Consider the following 16,757-nt stretch of genomic DNA (forward strand, 5'->3'; position numbering starts at 1 on the left):
GGGGTAAAATAATTTTATAATTATTTATTTGATATTACCCCTAACTTTTTAGGGGTACAATAGGTAAAAAATAAATAAGCATGCCAAATGGCATGCTTATTAAGGGGTAATTGTAAAATTATAAATGAAAATACACTTGGAATGGCAAATATGCACCTATCCCACGATATTCACGATCTTACCTGGCACGACGATCACCTTTTTAGGGGCACGTCCCTGTAATTGCTCTAGGGTTTTTTCGTGGGCCAATACAGCAGCTTCTATCTCTTCCTTCCCCATATCTGCTGGAAATTCCAATTTAAACCTCGTTTTACCATTGAAGGAAATAGGGTATTCCTTGGTGCTCTCCACCAAATATTTTGCTTCAAACGTAGGGAATGGAGCTTCCGCAATGGACTCCGTATGACCCAATCGCTCCCAAAGCTCTTCGGCAATATGGGGCGCATAGGGTGAAACCAAAATGGCCAACGGTTCCAAAATGGATTTGCTGGTACATTTTTGGGCTGTCAATTCATTCACACAGATCATAAAGGTGGACACCGAAGTATTGAATGAAAAGTGCTCGATATCATCCTCCACTTTTTTGATGGTCTTGTGCAATGTTTTTAAGTTATCAGCGGTGGGCTCCGCTTCGACTCCGCTCAGCGAACCGTCAATAAAGGGAGTGTACAGCTTCCATAGTTTTTTCAAAAAGGAAGATACCCCGGTAATACCTGCCGTGTTCCAAGGTTTGGATTGCTCCAATGGCCCCAAGAACATTTCATACAACCGAAGGGAATCCGCTCCATATTCCTCACAAATAGCATCCGGGTTAACGACATTGTATTTGGACTTGGACATTTTTTCGACTTCGCGATGAGTCACATATTCATCTTCTTCATTCAATAAGAACTCTGCATCTCCAAATACACCATACATATTAGATTTCCTAAACTTTGTCTTATCCAAAATATCCGATGTACCTTTCAACATGTCTATTGGTATACGATGCCTTATTATTTGAAAATTGAGTTCATATTCAACTGTTTCTGATTCATCATAAAAATTAAATTTCGACAAATCTTCTATACGCTCACGGATAAAATCAAAAACAACTTTTGATTTTTCAGTTTCAACATAACCCAACTTACCTTCCTCCTCTTCCAAAAGGTCCACCTTTTCAACACTAATAAATAATGGAGCAAAAAGAGAACCTTTACCCACAAAATTACCATTACCTGTCTTTCTTCTTATTCCTGGTATAACTTGGAAAACAAATGCACTTGTCCCTGTGATCATCCCTTGGTTGATCAACTTTTTAGCATACTCGTCCATGGGCACATAACCCATATCAAACATAAACTTCTGCCAAAAACGGGAATACAACAGGTGGCCGGTAGCATGCTCACTACCTCCTATGTAGAGATCCACATCCTGCCAATAGTCAATGGCTTCCTTGGAGAAAATGGCCTCGTTGTTTCGGGGATCCATATACCGATTAAAGTATTGGGAGCTTCCCGCCCAACCCGGCATGGTGTTCAATTCCAAAGGAAAAACAGTTTTATGATCAATTAATTGATTATTGACCACTGTACATTGTTCTGCGTCCCATGCCCAAACAGTGGCATTGCCCAACGGCGGTTCCCCTGTTTCAGTAGGGAGGTATTTTTCCACTTCGGGGAGTTCCAACGGCAAATGTTCCAAGTCGATCATCTGCGGCATCCCGTCCACATAATACACCGGAAAGGGTTCCCCCCAGTATCGCTGACGGCTGAACACCGCATCCCGAAGGCGATAGTTCACTTTGCCCTTGCCCTGACCTATTTTTTCCAATTCGGCAAGGGCTTTTTTGGTGGCTTCTTTATAGGATAGCCCATTCAAAAAGTCGGAATTGGCGATAATGGTCGTGGCCTTATCGGCAAAAGCCTCTTCGGAAATATCCACACCCTCAAAAATATTGGGGATGGGAATGTTGTAATGTTTCGCAAAATCATAGTCGCGTTGGTCCCCACAAGGAACGGCCATCACGGCGCCTGTTCCATAGCTGGCCAACACGTAGTCGCCAATCCAAATAGGAATGGGTTCCTTAGTGAACGGATGTTCGGCATAGGCTCCCGTAAATACCCCAGAAACCGTTTTTACATCGGCCATACGATCCCGTTCGGAACGTTTGGCGGTAGCCTCCACATAGGCTTCCACCTCAGCTTTTTGTTCTGGCGTGGTAATTTTGGCCACCAAATCATGTTCTGGGGCCAAGGTCATAAAGCTCACCCCAAAAATGGTATCAGGGCGGGTGGTGAAGACTTCTATTTGGTAGGGGTGATTGAGCGGAATCGAAATCACATTCTTTTGAGATTTCTCGCTATCGCTCGAAATGACGCCCTCACCCGAAATCACATTGTTGTCGCTTCGACTACGCTCAGCGTCCAATACGTTAAAGGTAACCGAAGCCCCTTCGGAGCGACCGATCCAGTTGGTTTGGGAATCCTTCAACGGTTGTGGCCAGTCAATTTTATCCAGACCATCCAACAAACGCTGGGCATAAGCGGTGATGCGCATGCTCCATTGCGTCATTTTTTTACGGATTACCGGGTGGCCTCCACGTTCAGAGACACCGTTCACAATTTCATCATTGGCCAAAACGGTACCCAAGGCCGGACACCAATTTACTTCGGTATCCGCCAAATAGGTCAACCTGTATTTTAAAAGGATTTCCTGTTTTTTCTTATCCGAAAAATTGTTCCATTCCCCAGCATTGAACATTGGCGTATCATCATCACAAGCAGCTATGACATTCGCATTTCCCTCTTTTTCAAAAACGAAAATCAAAGTAGAGATATCCTCTGCCTTGTCTGATTTTTTATTGTACCACGAATGGAACAGTTGGATAAAAATCCACTGGGTCCATTTGTAATATTGTGGGTTGGAGGTACGCACCTCTCGGCTCCAATCAAAGGAAAAACCTAATTGATCTAACTGCTCCCGATATCTTTTGATGTTGTTTTCCGTAGTGATGGCCGGGTGCTGTCCTGTTTGGATGGCATACTGTTCCGCGGGCAATCCGAAGGAATCATAGCCCATGGGATGCAACACGTTGAAGCCCTTATGTCTTTTGTAGCGCGAATAGATATCCGTGGCAATATAGCCCAGCGGGTGCCCCACGTGCAATCCTGCCCCCGAAGGATAGGGGAACATGGACAATGCATAAAATTTGGGTTTATCTGAATGGTTGGAAGCCTTAAAGGTTTCATGCTCTGCCCAATACTTCTGCCACTTGGCTTCAATTTCACGGAAATTGTAGTTCATCATACTTCTTTATGGTAATTTGTCACATCGAGCCCTACGACTACCTGCCGTCCGGCAGGCGGGCGCTCAGGGCAAACTCCGGTTGAGATGTCTCAATCATAATGGAAGAGATTTCTCGCCCCAAATTATCAGGACTCGAAATGACTATAAAATGTATCTCTTTTCGAGTTGCAAAAATAGGTTTAATCCCCTAAATACAATTTACTTTTCTATTTTTACGTACTGATTCCACGCTATGAGCCAATATATTGAACGATATCAGCGAAGAAAACTGATCTCCTCCTATTTTTCCGTGGTCTTGAGTATCGCCCTTGTGCTATTTTTACTGGGTGTACTTGGACTTTTGGTGCTGAACACCAAAAAGTTGGCGGACCATTTTAAGGAGCAGATCACCATTTCAGTCTTCCTGAAGGACAATGCAAAACCTGTGGAAATTGATCAATTGCAGAAAAGTTTGGCTCTGGCCGAGTACACCAAAACGGCCGAATATATCTCCAAGGAAGATGCCGCGGAGCAATATAGTGAGGATATTGGGGAGAATTTTGTGGAGTTTTTGGGGTACAACCCGCTTCAAAATTCCATTGATATACATTTGAAGGCCGATTTTGTTTCCCCGGAACAGATTGAACAGATTGCGGGCGATCTGGCCTCCAAAACCTATGTGGAAGAAGTGAGTTATGACAAGCCCTTGATCGAACTACTGAACGACAATGCCCGAAAAATCAGTCTTTGGATCTTAGTGGCATGTGCCATTTTTACAGTGATTGCCGTATTGCTCATCAACAGTTCCATTCGATTGTCCATTTATTCCAAACGATTCATTATCAAGACCATGCAAATGGTGGGGGCCACCAAAACTTTTATCCGAAGACCTTTTATCTGGACAAACATCAAATTGGGAATGGTAGGTGCCGTGGTAGCCTTGATCGCTTTGGGTATTTTGATCTATTACATCAACAAGAATTTTCCCGAGTTGAACCTGTTCAGTGAATATATGATTCTTATCTTTTTGTTTGTGGGGGTATTTGGTTTGGGAGTGATCATTTCGTGGGCGAGCACCCATTTTGCCACCCAACGTTTCCTTAATCTTAGGACAGATGATCTTTACTATTAGATATGAGATTTTAGACCGCCGCGCTATCAGATATAAGACTGCACAACCTATAGCCTACGCTGGGAAACTTTTCTTTAAATTTGTGCCATGAGTAAGAAAAACAACAACGATCAAAAAACCAATAGGGAGTTCATTTTTCATAAGAAAAACTACCTTTTCCTTTTTATCGGTATTGCCTTTATCACCTTGGGCTTTATTTTGATGAGCGGGGGCGGGAGCGACGATCCCAATGTCTTCAATCCGGATATATACAATTTTAGAAGGATCAGACTGGCGCCCACTTTGGTTCTCATTGGTCTTGGCATTCAGATATACGCGATTTTGTTGAACCCTAACAAAAACAAAGAATAATTTGGAATTGATCGATGCCATCATCCTGGGGATCATCCAAGGATTGACCGAGTTTTTGCCCGTATCCTCCAGTGGGCATTTGGAATTGGGAAAAGCAATTTTAGGGGCTCACGCCATGCCAGAGGAAAGTTTGTTGTTCACCGTAATCCTACACTTTGCCACTGCTTTGAGTACCATTGTGGTCTTTAGAAAGGACATTTTTGAGATTTTTAAGGGACTTTTTCAGTTCAAATGGAACGAAGAGACCCAATTTTCCCTGAAAATCATCATTTCCATGGTTCCCGCCGCTTTAGTGGGACTCTTTTTAAATGATTTCATCGAAGTCTTTTTTGATGGCGCCATCGTCATCGTGGGCATCATGCTCATCATCACCGCCTTTTTGTTGTACTTGGCCGATTTGGCCAAAACCACGGATAAGGGCGTTTCTTTTCGAAGTGCTTTCGTCATTGGAATGGCACAAGCAGTGGCCATATTGCCTGGAATTTCCCGAAGTGGGGCCACCATTTCCGCAGCGGTCCTATTGGGTGTGGACAAAGGCAAATCAGCCCGCTTTTCTTTCTTGATGGTCGTCCCCCTTATCCTAGGGAAAGTAGCCAAAGATGTGATGGGAGGTGAAATCAATTTCCATGGAAATCAAGCCGTTGCCATGGGTGCAGGTTTTGTGGCCGCCTTTATCGCAGGGCTCGCTGCCTGTACCTGGATGATCAAACTGGTACGCCAAAGCAAGCTCACCTATTTTGCTATTTATTGCTTGATTGTTGGGCTGATTGCCCTAGCTTGGAGTATCTGGGGATAGATCTTTATCTTTGTCCAAACCCCAAAGCCTTTGAAAACCGAAGAAGATTTTTTAACCGGTCAGATCATTTTGATCGACAAACCTTTGGAATGGACTTCGTTCCAAGCCGTGAATGCCCTGAAATGGGCCATCCGTAAAAAATTCAACCTTAAAAAGTTGAAAATTGGCCATGCAGGTACCTTGGATCCGTTAGCCAGCGGACTTTTAATCATTTGTACCGGTAAATTCACCAAAAAAATTCCCGAACTACAAGGACAGGTAAAGGAATATACCGGAACCTTTACCCTTGGCGCCACAACTCCTTCCTATGACATGGAAACAGAAGAGGACCAAACTTTTCCCATTGAACATATCACCGAGGAATCCATCCAAAACGCAACCAGACATTTTTTAGGTGAAATAGAACAGATACCCCCTGTTTTCTCCGCCTTAAAAAAGGATGGAAAACGCTTATACGAACTGGCCAGAAAAGGACAGGAAGTAGAGGTTGAAGCAAGAAAAATTGAAGTTTTGGAATTCGAAATCACCAGAATTGACCTGCCAGAAGTCGATTTCAGGGTGGTCTGCAGCAAGGGCACGTATATTAGGTCCTTGGCGCATGATTTTGGTAAAGCTCTGGGTTCCGGTGCCTATTTGTCCGCCTTGAGAAGAACCAAAATAGGGGATTATAACGTAAATAATGCTACCACCCCCATGGTTTTCAAGGAAGAATTGGGGTAAAGGCCTACTGGCAATATTTTGCACGAATGCCTTGAATAAAATATTTTTGGAAAAAAGCGGTTATAGATAAACCATGAACCTGAACAGAAGCCAATTATCGCTCCTAATTACCTTCTTCTCCATGTCCATAGTGGTCTTGTTGCTATTCAGCATCCACCTAGGGGGCATGAAGGAGGATGAGTATATTATTGAGATGAGTTTGGCCGATGAGGATATTGAAGAACTTCTTGAGCAGGAAGAACAAAAGATGGAGGAGCTTGCAGCCAACAGCGACCCCATAAAAAGCCACATGGCCTATAACGAAACGGCAAAACCCACCATAGGGAGCCCCGAGCCCCTAAAAACCCTGGAAGAACTTATGGAAGAAAGAGCCATGAGCAGTGAAAATGGCGAACCAGGTGGAGATCCCGCTTTTTTGGAACAACTAAAGCAATTAAAAGCGGAACGGGACGAGAAAAAACAAAAACTGGGGGAACGCGATGCCCAAAAAGAAGAGTTCACCAACTATCTAAAAGACAGACGTACTTCCATTTCCTTTTCATTGGTCGACCGTAATTCCTACGAACTGCCACCCCCCATTTATACCTGTATTGAAGGCGGTAAGGTGGTCATCAACATAAAGGTGGACAGTAATGGCTATGTGACCGAAGCTGATTTTAATGACAAGAGTTCAGGGACGAGCAATGGCTGTTTGGTGGACAAAGCCATCGAATATGCTCTACGGGCCCGTTTTAGCCCAAGCAGCAAAAGTCAGCAGATAGGTACCATTACCTACCTATTCCAAAGCAAGTAATTGCAGTATTTCTGTTAGAATTTCTTCTCCCTTATCCTTATTATACCATACTTGAAGTTCCTGCTTGCAGGCATCTGTCAACTTTCCGTATTCCTTTTTACAGGTTTCCACCATTTGAGTGGCACCTTGTGGTCTTGGTCCCCATTCCCCAACAATGGTTTGGTTATCATTGTCCAGAACAATCACCTTCGGAATGGATTTAGAGCCCTGGGTCAAAAAAGCATCCATAAGATTTGGGTATTCATCCCGTAAAACCACTTTCAAGGCAATTTTTGGGCTGGACTCCGCAATCTTGTTCACTACAGGCAAACTAGCTGCCGCATCGCCGCACCAGCTTTCGGTGATGACAAGAAACGTTAATTCCTGTTGTAACCTGGAAAGTTTTAAAAGGGTTTCTTCAGACAGTTTGAAGGTTTTGTCCCATCTGGTCATGCGCCGGTCGTTGAGTTGGGTAAAATTGATTCGGGATTCGGATTGGACCTCACCCGTTGTTTTCCCATTCAGCGCATGGTCATGAACCATTTCCCGATAATGAAGACAATCCATTCCCTTTGCTATTCCTTCCCGAACCAAATCCAGTTTTCCTTCTTGTAAAACCTCCATAAAAATAATTTTGACAAAAGAAATAAGGGACCCTTGTCCCATTTACTGACTTTTGTCATTGGTTGCCGATCAATCGTAGACCTTACAAAGTGCTAAGATTATAATGATTTTGGGTTGATGGCCAAGCTTTTGAACAAAGTGGCCTTGGTCTTAAAAAATTTGTTCTCCATCTCGTTCTGCTTCAGATAGGCATCGATCAATTTGCCTTCACGGGAATTGATCAAGAAAAGGGAACTTTCGCCAAAACTGAACTTTCTTTCCTCTGCGGTCAATAAGGTGGCATAATCCTTTACAATATCATCAATCAATTGGTTCTGCGCCACATAAGAATCCAATTCCCGGTAAATGGCCGTTACCTTGTTTTGGATCTCTACCTCTGCGTTATCCCTTTCAAAAACGGCATCCTTTAATTTAAACTTGGCCAATTTTAGATCTCCCCTCTCCTTCCTTAAAAACAAGGGCAATTGAAAGGACAGTCCTCCCTTGTAATTTTCCGTGATGAAGGAATTCATCAGTTCCGGGGTTTCAGTGATGAAATTGTATTCCACATCCAGTTTAGGCAACAGTTTATTGGTTTTCAATCGTTTGTCAACCTGCAAACCTTCAATTTTATATTCCAATGACATCAATTTTGGATGGTTTTCCAAATTGAAGCTATCCAAGGGCACCCCCTCAATTTCCAAAGTGGAGTCTACATCAAAAGCTACATCCTCATCAGGCCGAACACCTTCTTGCAATTCCACTGGAACATCATCAATCCACAAAAAATTGGACAGTTCCAAGGATTTTTTCATCAGGTTCACTTTGGCCTGTTCAAATCCCAATGCACGATTGCGAACGGCAATCTTAGCCTCTACGGTATCTATCATGGCCTTGTCCCCGGCTAAGGCACTTTCCCTGATTCCGTTGAACCGAATTTCTGCATTCTCCAAAAAATCTTGGTATACCTTGGCATCTTTATGCGCCTGGACCCAGTCAAAATAGGCTACAGAGGCTTTATATAGCACCTCGTTTACCTGCAGGTCCTGCTCCGCCTTGGATTGTTCCCTAAAAAACTTTGCCTTGCGAAGTGTTGCCATCCGCTCATTGATCCAAAAACCTTGGGCCAGGGACATGGAAACCCCGGCACTATAAAGACCATCTTCCGGCAAGGTTTCATCGGGGTTGAGATAAGAGCCCTCGTTCTGCTGAAAATTGCCTTTGAGCTCGATGCCAAACCAGGTAGGAATCTTGAAAGTGGTATTCAATCGGTCCCAATATTCGGTCCCTTTGAATTCCTTACGGTCATAATCCACCTCTATTTTAGGATCGAAACCACCTCTGGCCTTCATCAAGTTGGCCTGACCCATGGCAATATTCAACTGGGCTTGCTTGGCTACGGGATGATATTTTTTTACATAGCCCAAATATTCCTTGAAACCCAACACCAACGAATCTTGTTGGGACATACCTTGATGGGTGATGCACAGGAAAGCGGCAAGCAGCAAGCCGATCGCCCTATTTTTTGGAAGCATCTGCATTGGTGTTTTGAGGTTGATAATAATTGGGTGGGAAACCATTGAGCTGCCGCCATAGTTCGTACCAAATCGGAACATCCTCCAAAAGGGCCATCGTATTGGCTCCCGACCCTACGCGAATATCCTTGGGCCATGGGGCTTCTTCCTCATCCGGGGCCAAAAGCATCCGATATTTGCCATTTGGACTGATGAAGGTTTCAATGGCCACTATTTTACCTCCGAAGGTACCATAGGAAACATTGGGCCAACCGCTGAACACAATTGACGGCCAACCATCGAACTGAATACGCACCTTTTCTCCTACATGCACCAAGGGAAGGTCAATGGGATCCACATACGTTTCCACGGCAATATCATAGTTTGATGGCATGATCCCTACCAATTGGGCACCTTCTTTAAACGTTTCCCCTATACCGGACTGTATGGCCTTGTTGATGTACCCGCTTTGTGGTGCACGAATGTACATCATGCTGTTCCGCATTTCGTAATTGGTGTATTCATTTTCCAACTTGCTTACCTGTGCCTCAGAATCAAACTGGCTGGACTGCGCCGTGAACATCTCACTCTGCGCCTTGGAAATCTTATCGGTATATTCTGCTTGCACCCTATTGATTTCCACTTGGGCATTGATCACATCATTTTTACTGGTGAGCAGTTTGTTTTCCTGACTGATGAGTTTCGCCTGGGTTTCTTGTAGTTTCAGGCGTTTTTCTTCCACATCGGTAATCGCTTTAAGACCTTCTTCCTGCAGTTGGACCACCCGGTCGTATTGCCGTTGCGCAATGGCAATATTGGTCTTGGCGGCTTCCAGATCAATACTATCGCTCTGCACCTTGAGTTTGGATTGGATCAATTTGTTTTTGGCTTGTTCCAGTTTTAGCACCCTCTCTTGGGTCAAAGCGGTAATCTGGGTGCCCAAGGCCTTCACCTTTTCTTGATATGAGTTGACCGCCATGGATTTGGACTTGATCTGCTGTCCCGTACGTTCCACTAAATTGGGATCAAAGTATTCACTTTTTACCTCAGAAATATAAAGTATCGTGTCTCCCTTTTCCACAAAATCACCTTCTCGAACATACCATTTTTCAATCCGACCCGGAATTGGGGATTGAATGGTCTGCGGCCTTTGGTCCGGGGTCAAGGTGGTCAAATACCCTTTACCGGAGATATTCTGTGTCCATGGTAAAAACAGAACAAAGAACATGATGATGGAAAATGCCGCCAAAAAACGGTTGAATTGTTTATAATGCCTTTTATGGAACACCTTTTTACCGGCTTCGTAACCGGTCAGGTCCACCTTTTCGTTCAACTTGCTATGTGAGGAAATATTCAACATATATCTTAATTTTTTGGGGTCAAACGTCCATTTTCCATTCTAACTACCGTATCGCATTTCCCTATCCACTTTGGATTTTCACTGACCACCACCAAGGCCCATCCATTGGAAGGATCGGTAAAGAAATCCATCATCCTTTCGGTCTCCACTTCATCAAATTGATCCAGGGGGTCTTTAAGGATCATCAACTTGGGCCGGATGACGACACTTCTGGCCAAAACAATTTTTTTGGAAATGAAATCAGGTATTTTTTTGCCTTCAGGATACAGTATGGTCTTTAAGCCAAGGGGCTGTTCTTTTACAAATTGAGTAAGTCCTACTTTTTCCAAGGCCCAGTACACATCCTCCATGGATATTTCGGTATTCCCGAAGGTGATGTTGTCCAAAATGGTCCCTTCAAATGGGTATTCCTCGGTAAGGGCATGGCCCAATAAGGATCGATACTCCCTAAGGTTGATACCTGAAAGGGCCACATTGTTCACAAAAATATTACCGTGGTCGGGCTCAATGATCCCTGCTATCAAACGCAATAAAGTAGCCCTGCCCGATCCTTTGGAGCCCCGAATCACCATTCTGTTGCCTGGTGGGATCGTCATGGAAACGCCATCGATGATTCTTTTGTCCCTGCCCGGTACATTGTAGACCAAATTTTGTAACTCAATGGTGAGGCCCTCCTTACCTGTAAAAGGCGTTTCCCCTTCCAAATGCTCCAGTTCCTTGTCTACAACCTGTCCCAATTTTTCCAATGAGGTAAGGAGATCATAAAAGGTTTCAAGACCTAAGATCATCTTCTCCACGGAGTTAATGACCAAAAGGATGATGATTTCCGCGGCAACAAACTGCCCAATGTTCATTTCTTGATCCAAAACCAATAACCCGCCAATGAGCAATAATCCTGCCGTTACCAAAACCTTGAATCCTATCATTTGAATGAACTGTAACACCAAAACCCTAAAGTGACTTTCCCGGGCATCGAGATAATCGGACACCAAAGCATCATTCTTTTGTATGGCCTGCGAGGTTTTCCCCGATAGTTTAAAACTGATAATGGATCTGGCAATTTCCTGTATCCAATGGGCCACCTTGTATTTCATCTTGGATTCCTCCAAACTAGTGTCCAACCCGCGTTGGGCCGTAAACTTGAACACAATATAAATGAGCAACACCAGTAATAACCCATAAATGATAAAGAAAGGATGGTAAAAAGAGAGCAGCAACAGCCCAAAAACAATCTGCAACAAGGCCGCTGGAAAATCGATCAAAACCTTGGACAACGATTTTTGAATGGTAAGGGTATCAAAGAAACGATTGGCCAGTTCCGGTGGGTAAAAGTTCTTGAGTTCACTCATTTTTATCTTGGGAAACCTATATGCAAATTCAAAGGAAGCTCGGGTAAAGATCTTTTGTTGTATATTTTCAATGATCCGAATCTGCATCAATTGTAGGGTGCCAACGAAGGCCACGCCCATGGTCACCAAAACTACCAAAACCACCCAGGACGTGCTCACCCTGGCACCTTGGATCAAGTTGATGATCGCTTGTATACCCAAGGGAAGGGAAAGGTTTACCAATCCCGCGAATATGGCATAGTAAAAAATTTGAAAGATGTCTTTCTTGTCCAGGGCAAGCAAGCCCATCAACCGCTGCCAAGCGGTAAGAATATTTTTAGCCATTCACATTGAGGTTTAGTGTACGGAATATCAAATCCGTGAAAAACTGGGTTGGGGTAACGTTCTCGTTACAATTGGTAAGCATGGGAAAATGTTCTTTCAAAAAATACTGGTGCAGGGTACCTTCCAAAATGGTGCTGGCCAAACTCAAGGGGTACGCATAGCCCTTGTCCACGGCCACAATCATCTCGCTTAAACGGCCCACCAATCGTTTGTTTACGATAAAATAACCGTTCTTGTCCTCGTTGTTCACCTCCTTGACCAAGTAGGATTTTGAATATTCGTTTATGATAATCTTGTTCAACACCACTTCATTGATGTGCGAAAAAGCGTTGTCCTCCTCTACATTTTGCGTCAGGACCTCAATGGCCTTACTGAGTTTTTCCACTGGATTGGAAATACCATTGGTGTCAAAGACCATGCGATACTCCATCCATCCCCAATACCATGAGGCCAAGTATAGCAAAAGCTTGTGCTTGTTCTCAAAATACCGGTATATGGAGCTCTCGTTGGAGTTGATCCTTGCCCCCAGCTTTTTGAAGGTGAAACTCTCAAACCCGATCTCGTCAATCAACAATATGCTTTCTTCCACAATTTTTTTCCCAAGATCTGAAGATTCAGGGTCCTTGATGTACAATTTTTCATTGATCCCTATCCTAAGGGACTGCATCAAAACATCCATTTGGTACAGTTTTAAAATAAATTCTCGCTAAAATAATAGTAATACTATCAATTATCAACACTTTAACTTTCGATTAACGCTTTTCTTTTTGCCTTACTTTTGCCAAAACCAAAAAAAGATGGACAAACACAGATGTGGATGGTGTATTGGTGACCCCCTGTATGAAGCATACCACGACACCGAGTGGGGAGTTCCCGTAAAGGATGACAATACCCTTTTTGAATTTTTGATCCTGGAGACTTTTCAAGCGGGATTGAGTTGGATCACCGTGTTGCGGAAGAGGGAAAATTTTCGTGATGCTTTCGATCATTTCGATTATAAAAAGATAGCGGGATATTCTCAGGACAAAGTGGATGAGCTCCTTCAAAATCCTGGTATTATTCGAAATAAACTAAAGGTCCATGCCACCATTACCAATGCACAGGCCTTTATGGAAGTGCAAAAGGAATTTGGAAGTTTTAGCGATTATATTTGGGGATTTGTAAACGGCGAACCCATCAAAAATGCATTGCCCCATTACAAGCAAGCGCCTGCCACCACACCACTTTCAGATGCCATTAGCAAGGATTTAAAAAAGCGCGGGTTCAAGTTTGTGGGTAGTACCGTGATCTATGCACACATGCAAGCCACGGGTATGGTCAACGACCATGAAGTCAATTGTTTCAGGTACGATGAGGTTTAATTTTTTGACCTTAATATATCTATAAATCTTTTTCTGGGAATCAGTTCGGCACCCAAACTTTCCAAATGATCGGTATGCACTTGGCAATCGATTAGGCCATAACCCTTTTGCTCCAGTTCTTGGGCCATTTTGATGAAGGCATATTTAGAGGCGTTCGGTTTTAAACTGAACATACTCTCCCCACAGAACACATGCCCAAGATCCACCCCATACAGACCGCCGACCAATTCCCCATTTTCCCAAACCTCATAGGATTTGGCCCAACCTGCATTGTGTAGGTTCACATAGGCCACTTTCATCTCCAGCGTGATCCAAGTCCCATCTTGCCCGGAACGTTCCACTTTGCCGCAGAGTTCCATCACTTTTTCAAAACAGGTGTTTTGGGTGAGCACAAAGGAGTCATCCCGTAAAACCTTGCGCATACTTTTCGAGATTTTGAGCTTTTTCGGAAACAACACCATTCTTGGATCGGGGCTCCACCAAAGAATGAGGGAGTCGTCATTGAACCAAGGAAATATGCCGTTTTTATAAGCCAAAAGGAGTCGCTCCATGGAAAGGTCGCCCCCAACGGCAAGCAAACCGTCCTCATTGGCCGCTTCCACGGGCGGAAACTCCATCCTGTTGTTCAAAAAGTACAGGGGCAGACCGTCTTCAAAGTGTTCCACAGGGCAATTTTTCCTTAAAAATAATCAATAGGGTTTAAAATGAAAAGATCTGGGTTATAGCCCAGATCTTTTCATTTTATTATAAAAAAACCTTAAAACGGCAGATCGTCGTGGTCTTCGTCGTTAAAGTCATCAACCGGTTCAAAGGCCTCCATTGGAGGAACCGGTGGCATGTTGGCCGTATTGGATTCCGGTTGCAGGCTCTCTACCCTCCATCCTTGAATGGAGTTGAAATACTTGGTCTCTCCCTGAGGGTTTACCCATTCCCTTCCTCTGAGATTGATGCTCACCTTTACCATTTGCCCAGCACTGAAACTGTTCAACAGATCACATTTGTCCTGAACAAATTCTATCAATATATGCTGCGGATATTGCTCCTCGGTGGTCACGACCAACTCTCTTTTCCTAAAACCATTGTTTCCATACGTCTTGGTTTCGTCTATCATTTTGATTCTTCCCTGAACTTCCATGTATGTTAATTTTTGTTGAATTTCAAAAATACATAAAATGATTTCCTTTGGAACCCGTTATTTCAACGAAGTATTAACATGTTATCCATTTTCAGCTATCTTTAATTACAATTCAGCCTAAAATGAACTTCAGTCCTAAAAGGAAAGCCTCCAACATCATTCTGCTGATTTCCGCATTTGTGATCGTAAGCTTGATTTTGTGGAATACGAACAGTTTCTTCAAAAAGTTCAAGGAGGAAGAACGGCTTAAAATGGAAATTTGGGCCACGGCCCAGTTGGAACTGGTACAATCGTCGGTGGACCAGGAGCTGGGCAATCTCACCTTAAAAGTCTTGGGTAACAACACCTCCACTCCCATGATCCTGCTTAATGAGGAAGGGTCATACAAAACGCACAATATACCAGAGGACAAAGTGGCCGACAGTCTTTATATACAAAAAAAGATAGCCCAGTTCAAAAACGAGAACGAGCCCATTTTGATCATTCAGGATGGGGAATTGTTGGAAACGCTCTACTACGGCAACTCCGAAGTACTGAACAAATTGAAGTATTATCCCCTAGCCCTGTTGCTCATCATCTTTCTATTTGGTGCTGTCATCTTTTTCTTCTTCAGGACCAACAAGGCCTCGGAACAGAACAAACTTTGGGCGGGCATGGCCAAGGAAACGGCTCATCAAATCGGCACCCCATTGACATCACTTTTGGGCTGGAACGAGTTGTTAAAAACCGAGGACATCAACCCAGATGTAACCAAGGAAATCGGTAAGGACATTGACCGATTGCAGACCATAACCGAACGTTTTTCAAAGATCGGTTCCATTCCAGAACTGCACGAGCACAACATTGTTGCCGAAACCGAAAAGGCCTACGAGTACTTGAAAAAGCGAAGTTCCAAACTGGTCCATTTTTCCTTTAGTAGTAACGTTGACAATGTGCCCGTTCTTTTAAATCCGCCACTGTACAACTGGAGCATTGAAAACTTGGTCAAAAATGGAATCGATGCCATGAGGGGGAAGGGCAACATCGCCATCCAGATTGAGAAGAAGGGTCACCTTGTTCATATATCGGTCTCCGATACAGGGCATGGTATTGCCAAAAGTGAATGGCAGAATATTTTCAGTCCCGGAGTAACCTCCAAAAAAAGAGGCTGGGGATTGGGACTTTCGCTTGTTAAAAGGATTGTGGAAGAGTACCATAAAGGAAAAATTAAAGTATTTTCGTCCAGTAAAGAAGGAACAATCATGCAGATTTCCCTAAGAGCAATTGAAAAATGACCTATGGCAAAGGAAAAAAGACTCATAATAAAGGAAGCTGATATTACCAATAACTGCCCCGAATGTTATAACCAGGAACTAAAGCTTACCTTTTTTCAAAAGCACACCTTTAACCCGTTCTTCCACAGGACCACGAACGAGGTAACACATGAAATAGAGTGTAAGAAATGTCACTCCAAAATTTACCCGGTCAACTGGACACCGGATATTGAAAGGGTTTTTGACTACTACAATAAATTGGTACAGCCCGATAGGCCTTCGGTAAGGTTCACCACCTTGTTCTTTATTATTATGGTGCTGATGCTCGGCTTGGTGGCAGGTGGGGTATACTTTTATCTGGAAGGTTTCAACTAAGTTGTGCCTTTATGGCTTCGGCCACAGCTTCAAATTCTTCGGGCTTAAGACTTTCCTTATGTTGAAAGGTGGCATTCGCCATGCTCTGCAGCGGTATAAGGTGCACATGTACATGAGGCACTTCGAGCCCAATGACCGTCATCCCAACACGTTTACAGGGAACAGCTGCCTCGATAGCCTTACCCACCTTTCTTGAGAAGGCCATGAGTTTCATGTAGGCATCCTCATCCATTTCCAAGATCTTGTTGACTTCCTTTTTGGGAATACAAAGCGTATGCCCTTTGGAGTTTGGGTTAATGTCCAAAAAAGCGAAATGATCTTCATCCTCCGCAATTTTGTAGCAAGGAATATCCCCGTTGATGATCTTGGTAAAAATGCTGGCCATTGTGGTTTGGTTTAAAATGAAAAATCCCGTCATAAGACGAGATTAAAGATACTGATTTTT

Annotated in this window: 17 protein-coding genes; 8 read left to right on the top strand and 9 right to left on the bottom strand. The window is 43.6% G+C overall.

The genetic code is table 11. The features are described 5' to 3' along the window. Nucleotides 1–156: 156 nt before the first annotated feature. Nucleotides 157–3,285, bottom strand: coding sequence for a leucine--tRNA ligase (locus tag GTK07_RS00380; protein WP_163633424.1), 3,129 nt, complete (start codon nt 3,283–3,285; stop codon nt 157–159). A gap of 235 nt (nt 3,286–3,520) precedes the next feature. Between GTK07_RS00380 and GTK07_RS00385 the strand changes: the two genes are divergently transcribed. From GTK07_RS00385 to GTK07_RS00405, 5 genes are all read left to right on the top strand, one after another. Then, a complete protein-coding gene (locus tag GTK07_RS00385) occupies nt 3,521–4,399 on the top strand; it encodes a cell division protein FtsX (protein ID WP_163631661.1) in 879 nt (292 codons plus the stop codon). A gap of 87 nt (nt 4,400–4,486) precedes the next feature. Continuing rightward, a complete protein-coding gene (locus GTK07_RS00390; RefSeq protein ID WP_163631664.1) occupies nt 4,487–4,750 on the top strand; it encodes a DUF3098 domain-containing protein in 264 nt (87 codons plus the stop codon). A gap of 1 nt (nt 4,751) precedes the next feature. After that, nucleotides 4,752–5,546 (top strand): undecaprenyl-diphosphate phosphatase, encoded by a 795-nt coding sequence (locus GTK07_RS00395; RefSeq protein WP_163631668.1) that lies wholly within the window; start codon nt 4,752–4,754, stop codon nt 5,544–5,546. Nucleotides 5,547–5,576: 30 nt separating this feature from the next. Continuing rightward, the gene (truB, locus tag GTK07_RS00400; protein ID WP_163631671.1) at nt 5,577–6,266 is read left to right on the top strand and encodes a tRNA pseudouridine(55) synthase TruB; all 690 of its coding nucleotides are present in this window, start codon (nt 5,577–5,579) and stop codon (nt 6,264–6,266) included. Between the two features lie 73 nt (nt 6,267–6,339). Then, a complete protein-coding gene (locus GTK07_RS00405; RefSeq protein ID WP_163631674.1) occupies nt 6,340–7,059 on the top strand; it encodes an energy transducer TonB in 720 nt (239 codons plus the stop codon). On the opposite strand, the gene GTK07_RS00410 is transcribed toward GTK07_RS00405, so the two are convergent. The 5 genes from GTK07_RS00410 to GTK07_RS00430 all read right to left on the bottom strand — a co-directional run bounded on the left by GTK07_RS00410 (nt 7,042) and on the right by GTK07_RS00430 (nt 12,867). Continuing rightward, nucleotides 7,042–7,662 (bottom strand): thioredoxin family protein, encoded by a 621-nt coding sequence (locus GTK07_RS00410; RefSeq protein ID WP_163631677.1) that lies wholly within the window; start codon nt 7,660–7,662, stop codon nt 7,042–7,044. The genes GTK07_RS00405 and GTK07_RS00410 overlap by 18 nt on opposite strands. Before the next feature lie 98 nt (nt 7,663–7,760). Continuing rightward, on the bottom strand, nt 7,761–9,176 hold the full coding sequence (locus tag GTK07_RS00415; RefSeq protein ID WP_163631681.1) for a TolC family protein: 1,416 nt from the start codon (nt 9,174–9,176) through the stop codon (nt 7,761–7,763). Further along, nucleotides 9,160–10,515, bottom strand: coding sequence for an HlyD family secretion protein (locus GTK07_RS00420; RefSeq protein WP_163631684.1), 1,356 nt, complete (start codon nt 10,513–10,515; stop codon nt 9,160–9,162). Before GTK07_RS00420 ends, GTK07_RS00415 begins: the two co-directional genes overlap by 17 nt. Nucleotides 10,516–10,520: 5 nt before the next feature. After that, complete coding sequence (locus GTK07_RS00425) at nt 10,521–12,188, bottom strand: peptidase domain-containing ABC transporter (RefSeq protein ID WP_163631687.1); 1,668 nt, start codon at nt 12,186–12,188, stop codon at nt 10,521–10,523. Further along, complete coding sequence (locus GTK07_RS00430) at nt 12,181–12,867, bottom strand: TetR/AcrR family transcriptional regulator (protein WP_163631690.1); 687 nt, start codon at nt 12,865–12,867, stop codon at nt 12,181–12,183. Before GTK07_RS00430 ends, GTK07_RS00425 begins: the two co-directional genes overlap by 8 nt. 118 nt (nt 12,868–12,985) lie before the next feature. On the opposite strand from GTK07_RS00430, the gene GTK07_RS00435 reads away from it, so the two are divergent. Then, nucleotides 12,986–13,549, top strand: coding sequence for a DNA-3-methyladenine glycosylase I (locus tag GTK07_RS00435; RefSeq protein ID WP_163631693.1), 564 nt, complete (start codon nt 12,986–12,988; stop codon nt 13,547–13,549). On the opposite strand, the gene aat is transcribed toward GTK07_RS00435, so the two are convergent. Together aat and GTK07_RS00445 are read right to left on the bottom strand one after the other, a co-directional pair. After that, a complete protein-coding gene (aat, locus tag GTK07_RS00440; protein ID WP_163633427.1) occupies nt 13,546–14,166 on the bottom strand; it encodes a leucyl/phenylalanyl-tRNA--protein transferase in 621 nt (206 codons plus the stop codon). The genes GTK07_RS00435 and aat overlap by 4 nt on opposite strands. A gap of 140 nt (nt 14,167–14,306) precedes the next feature. Next, nucleotides 14,307–14,684, bottom strand: a complete 378-nt coding sequence (locus tag GTK07_RS00445; RefSeq protein WP_163631695.1) for a DUF3127 domain-containing protein — start codon at nt 14,682–14,684, stop codon at nt 14,307–14,309. 122 nt (nt 14,685–14,806) lie between these two features. On the opposite strand from GTK07_RS00445, the gene GTK07_RS00450 reads away from it, so the two are divergent. Then, nucleotides 14,807–15,958 carry a sensor histidine kinase gene (locus tag GTK07_RS00450; protein ID WP_163631698.1) on the top strand — a complete coding sequence of 384 codons (1,152 nt, stop codon included), beginning with the start codon at nt 14,807–14,809 and terminating at the stop codon, nt 15,956–15,958. Nucleotides 15,959–15,961: 3 nt separating this feature from the next. After that, a complete protein-coding gene (locus tag GTK07_RS00455; protein WP_163631701.1) occupies nt 15,962–16,312 on the top strand; it encodes a hypothetical protein in 351 nt (116 codons plus the stop codon). On the opposite strand, the gene GTK07_RS00460 is transcribed toward GTK07_RS00455, so the two are convergent. Further along, nucleotides 16,305–16,697, bottom strand: a complete 393-nt coding sequence (locus tag GTK07_RS00460) for an HIT family protein (protein WP_163631704.1) — start codon at nt 16,695–16,697, stop codon at nt 16,305–16,307. The genes GTK07_RS00455 and GTK07_RS00460 overlap by 8 nt on opposite strands. Between the last annotated feature and the right edge of the window lie 60 nt (nt 16,698–16,757).

The organism is Flagellimonas sediminis, assembly GCF_010500845.1.
Lineage (GTDB): Bacteria > Bacteroidota > Bacteroidia > Flavobacteriales > Flavobacteriaceae > Flagellimonas > Flagellimonas sediminis.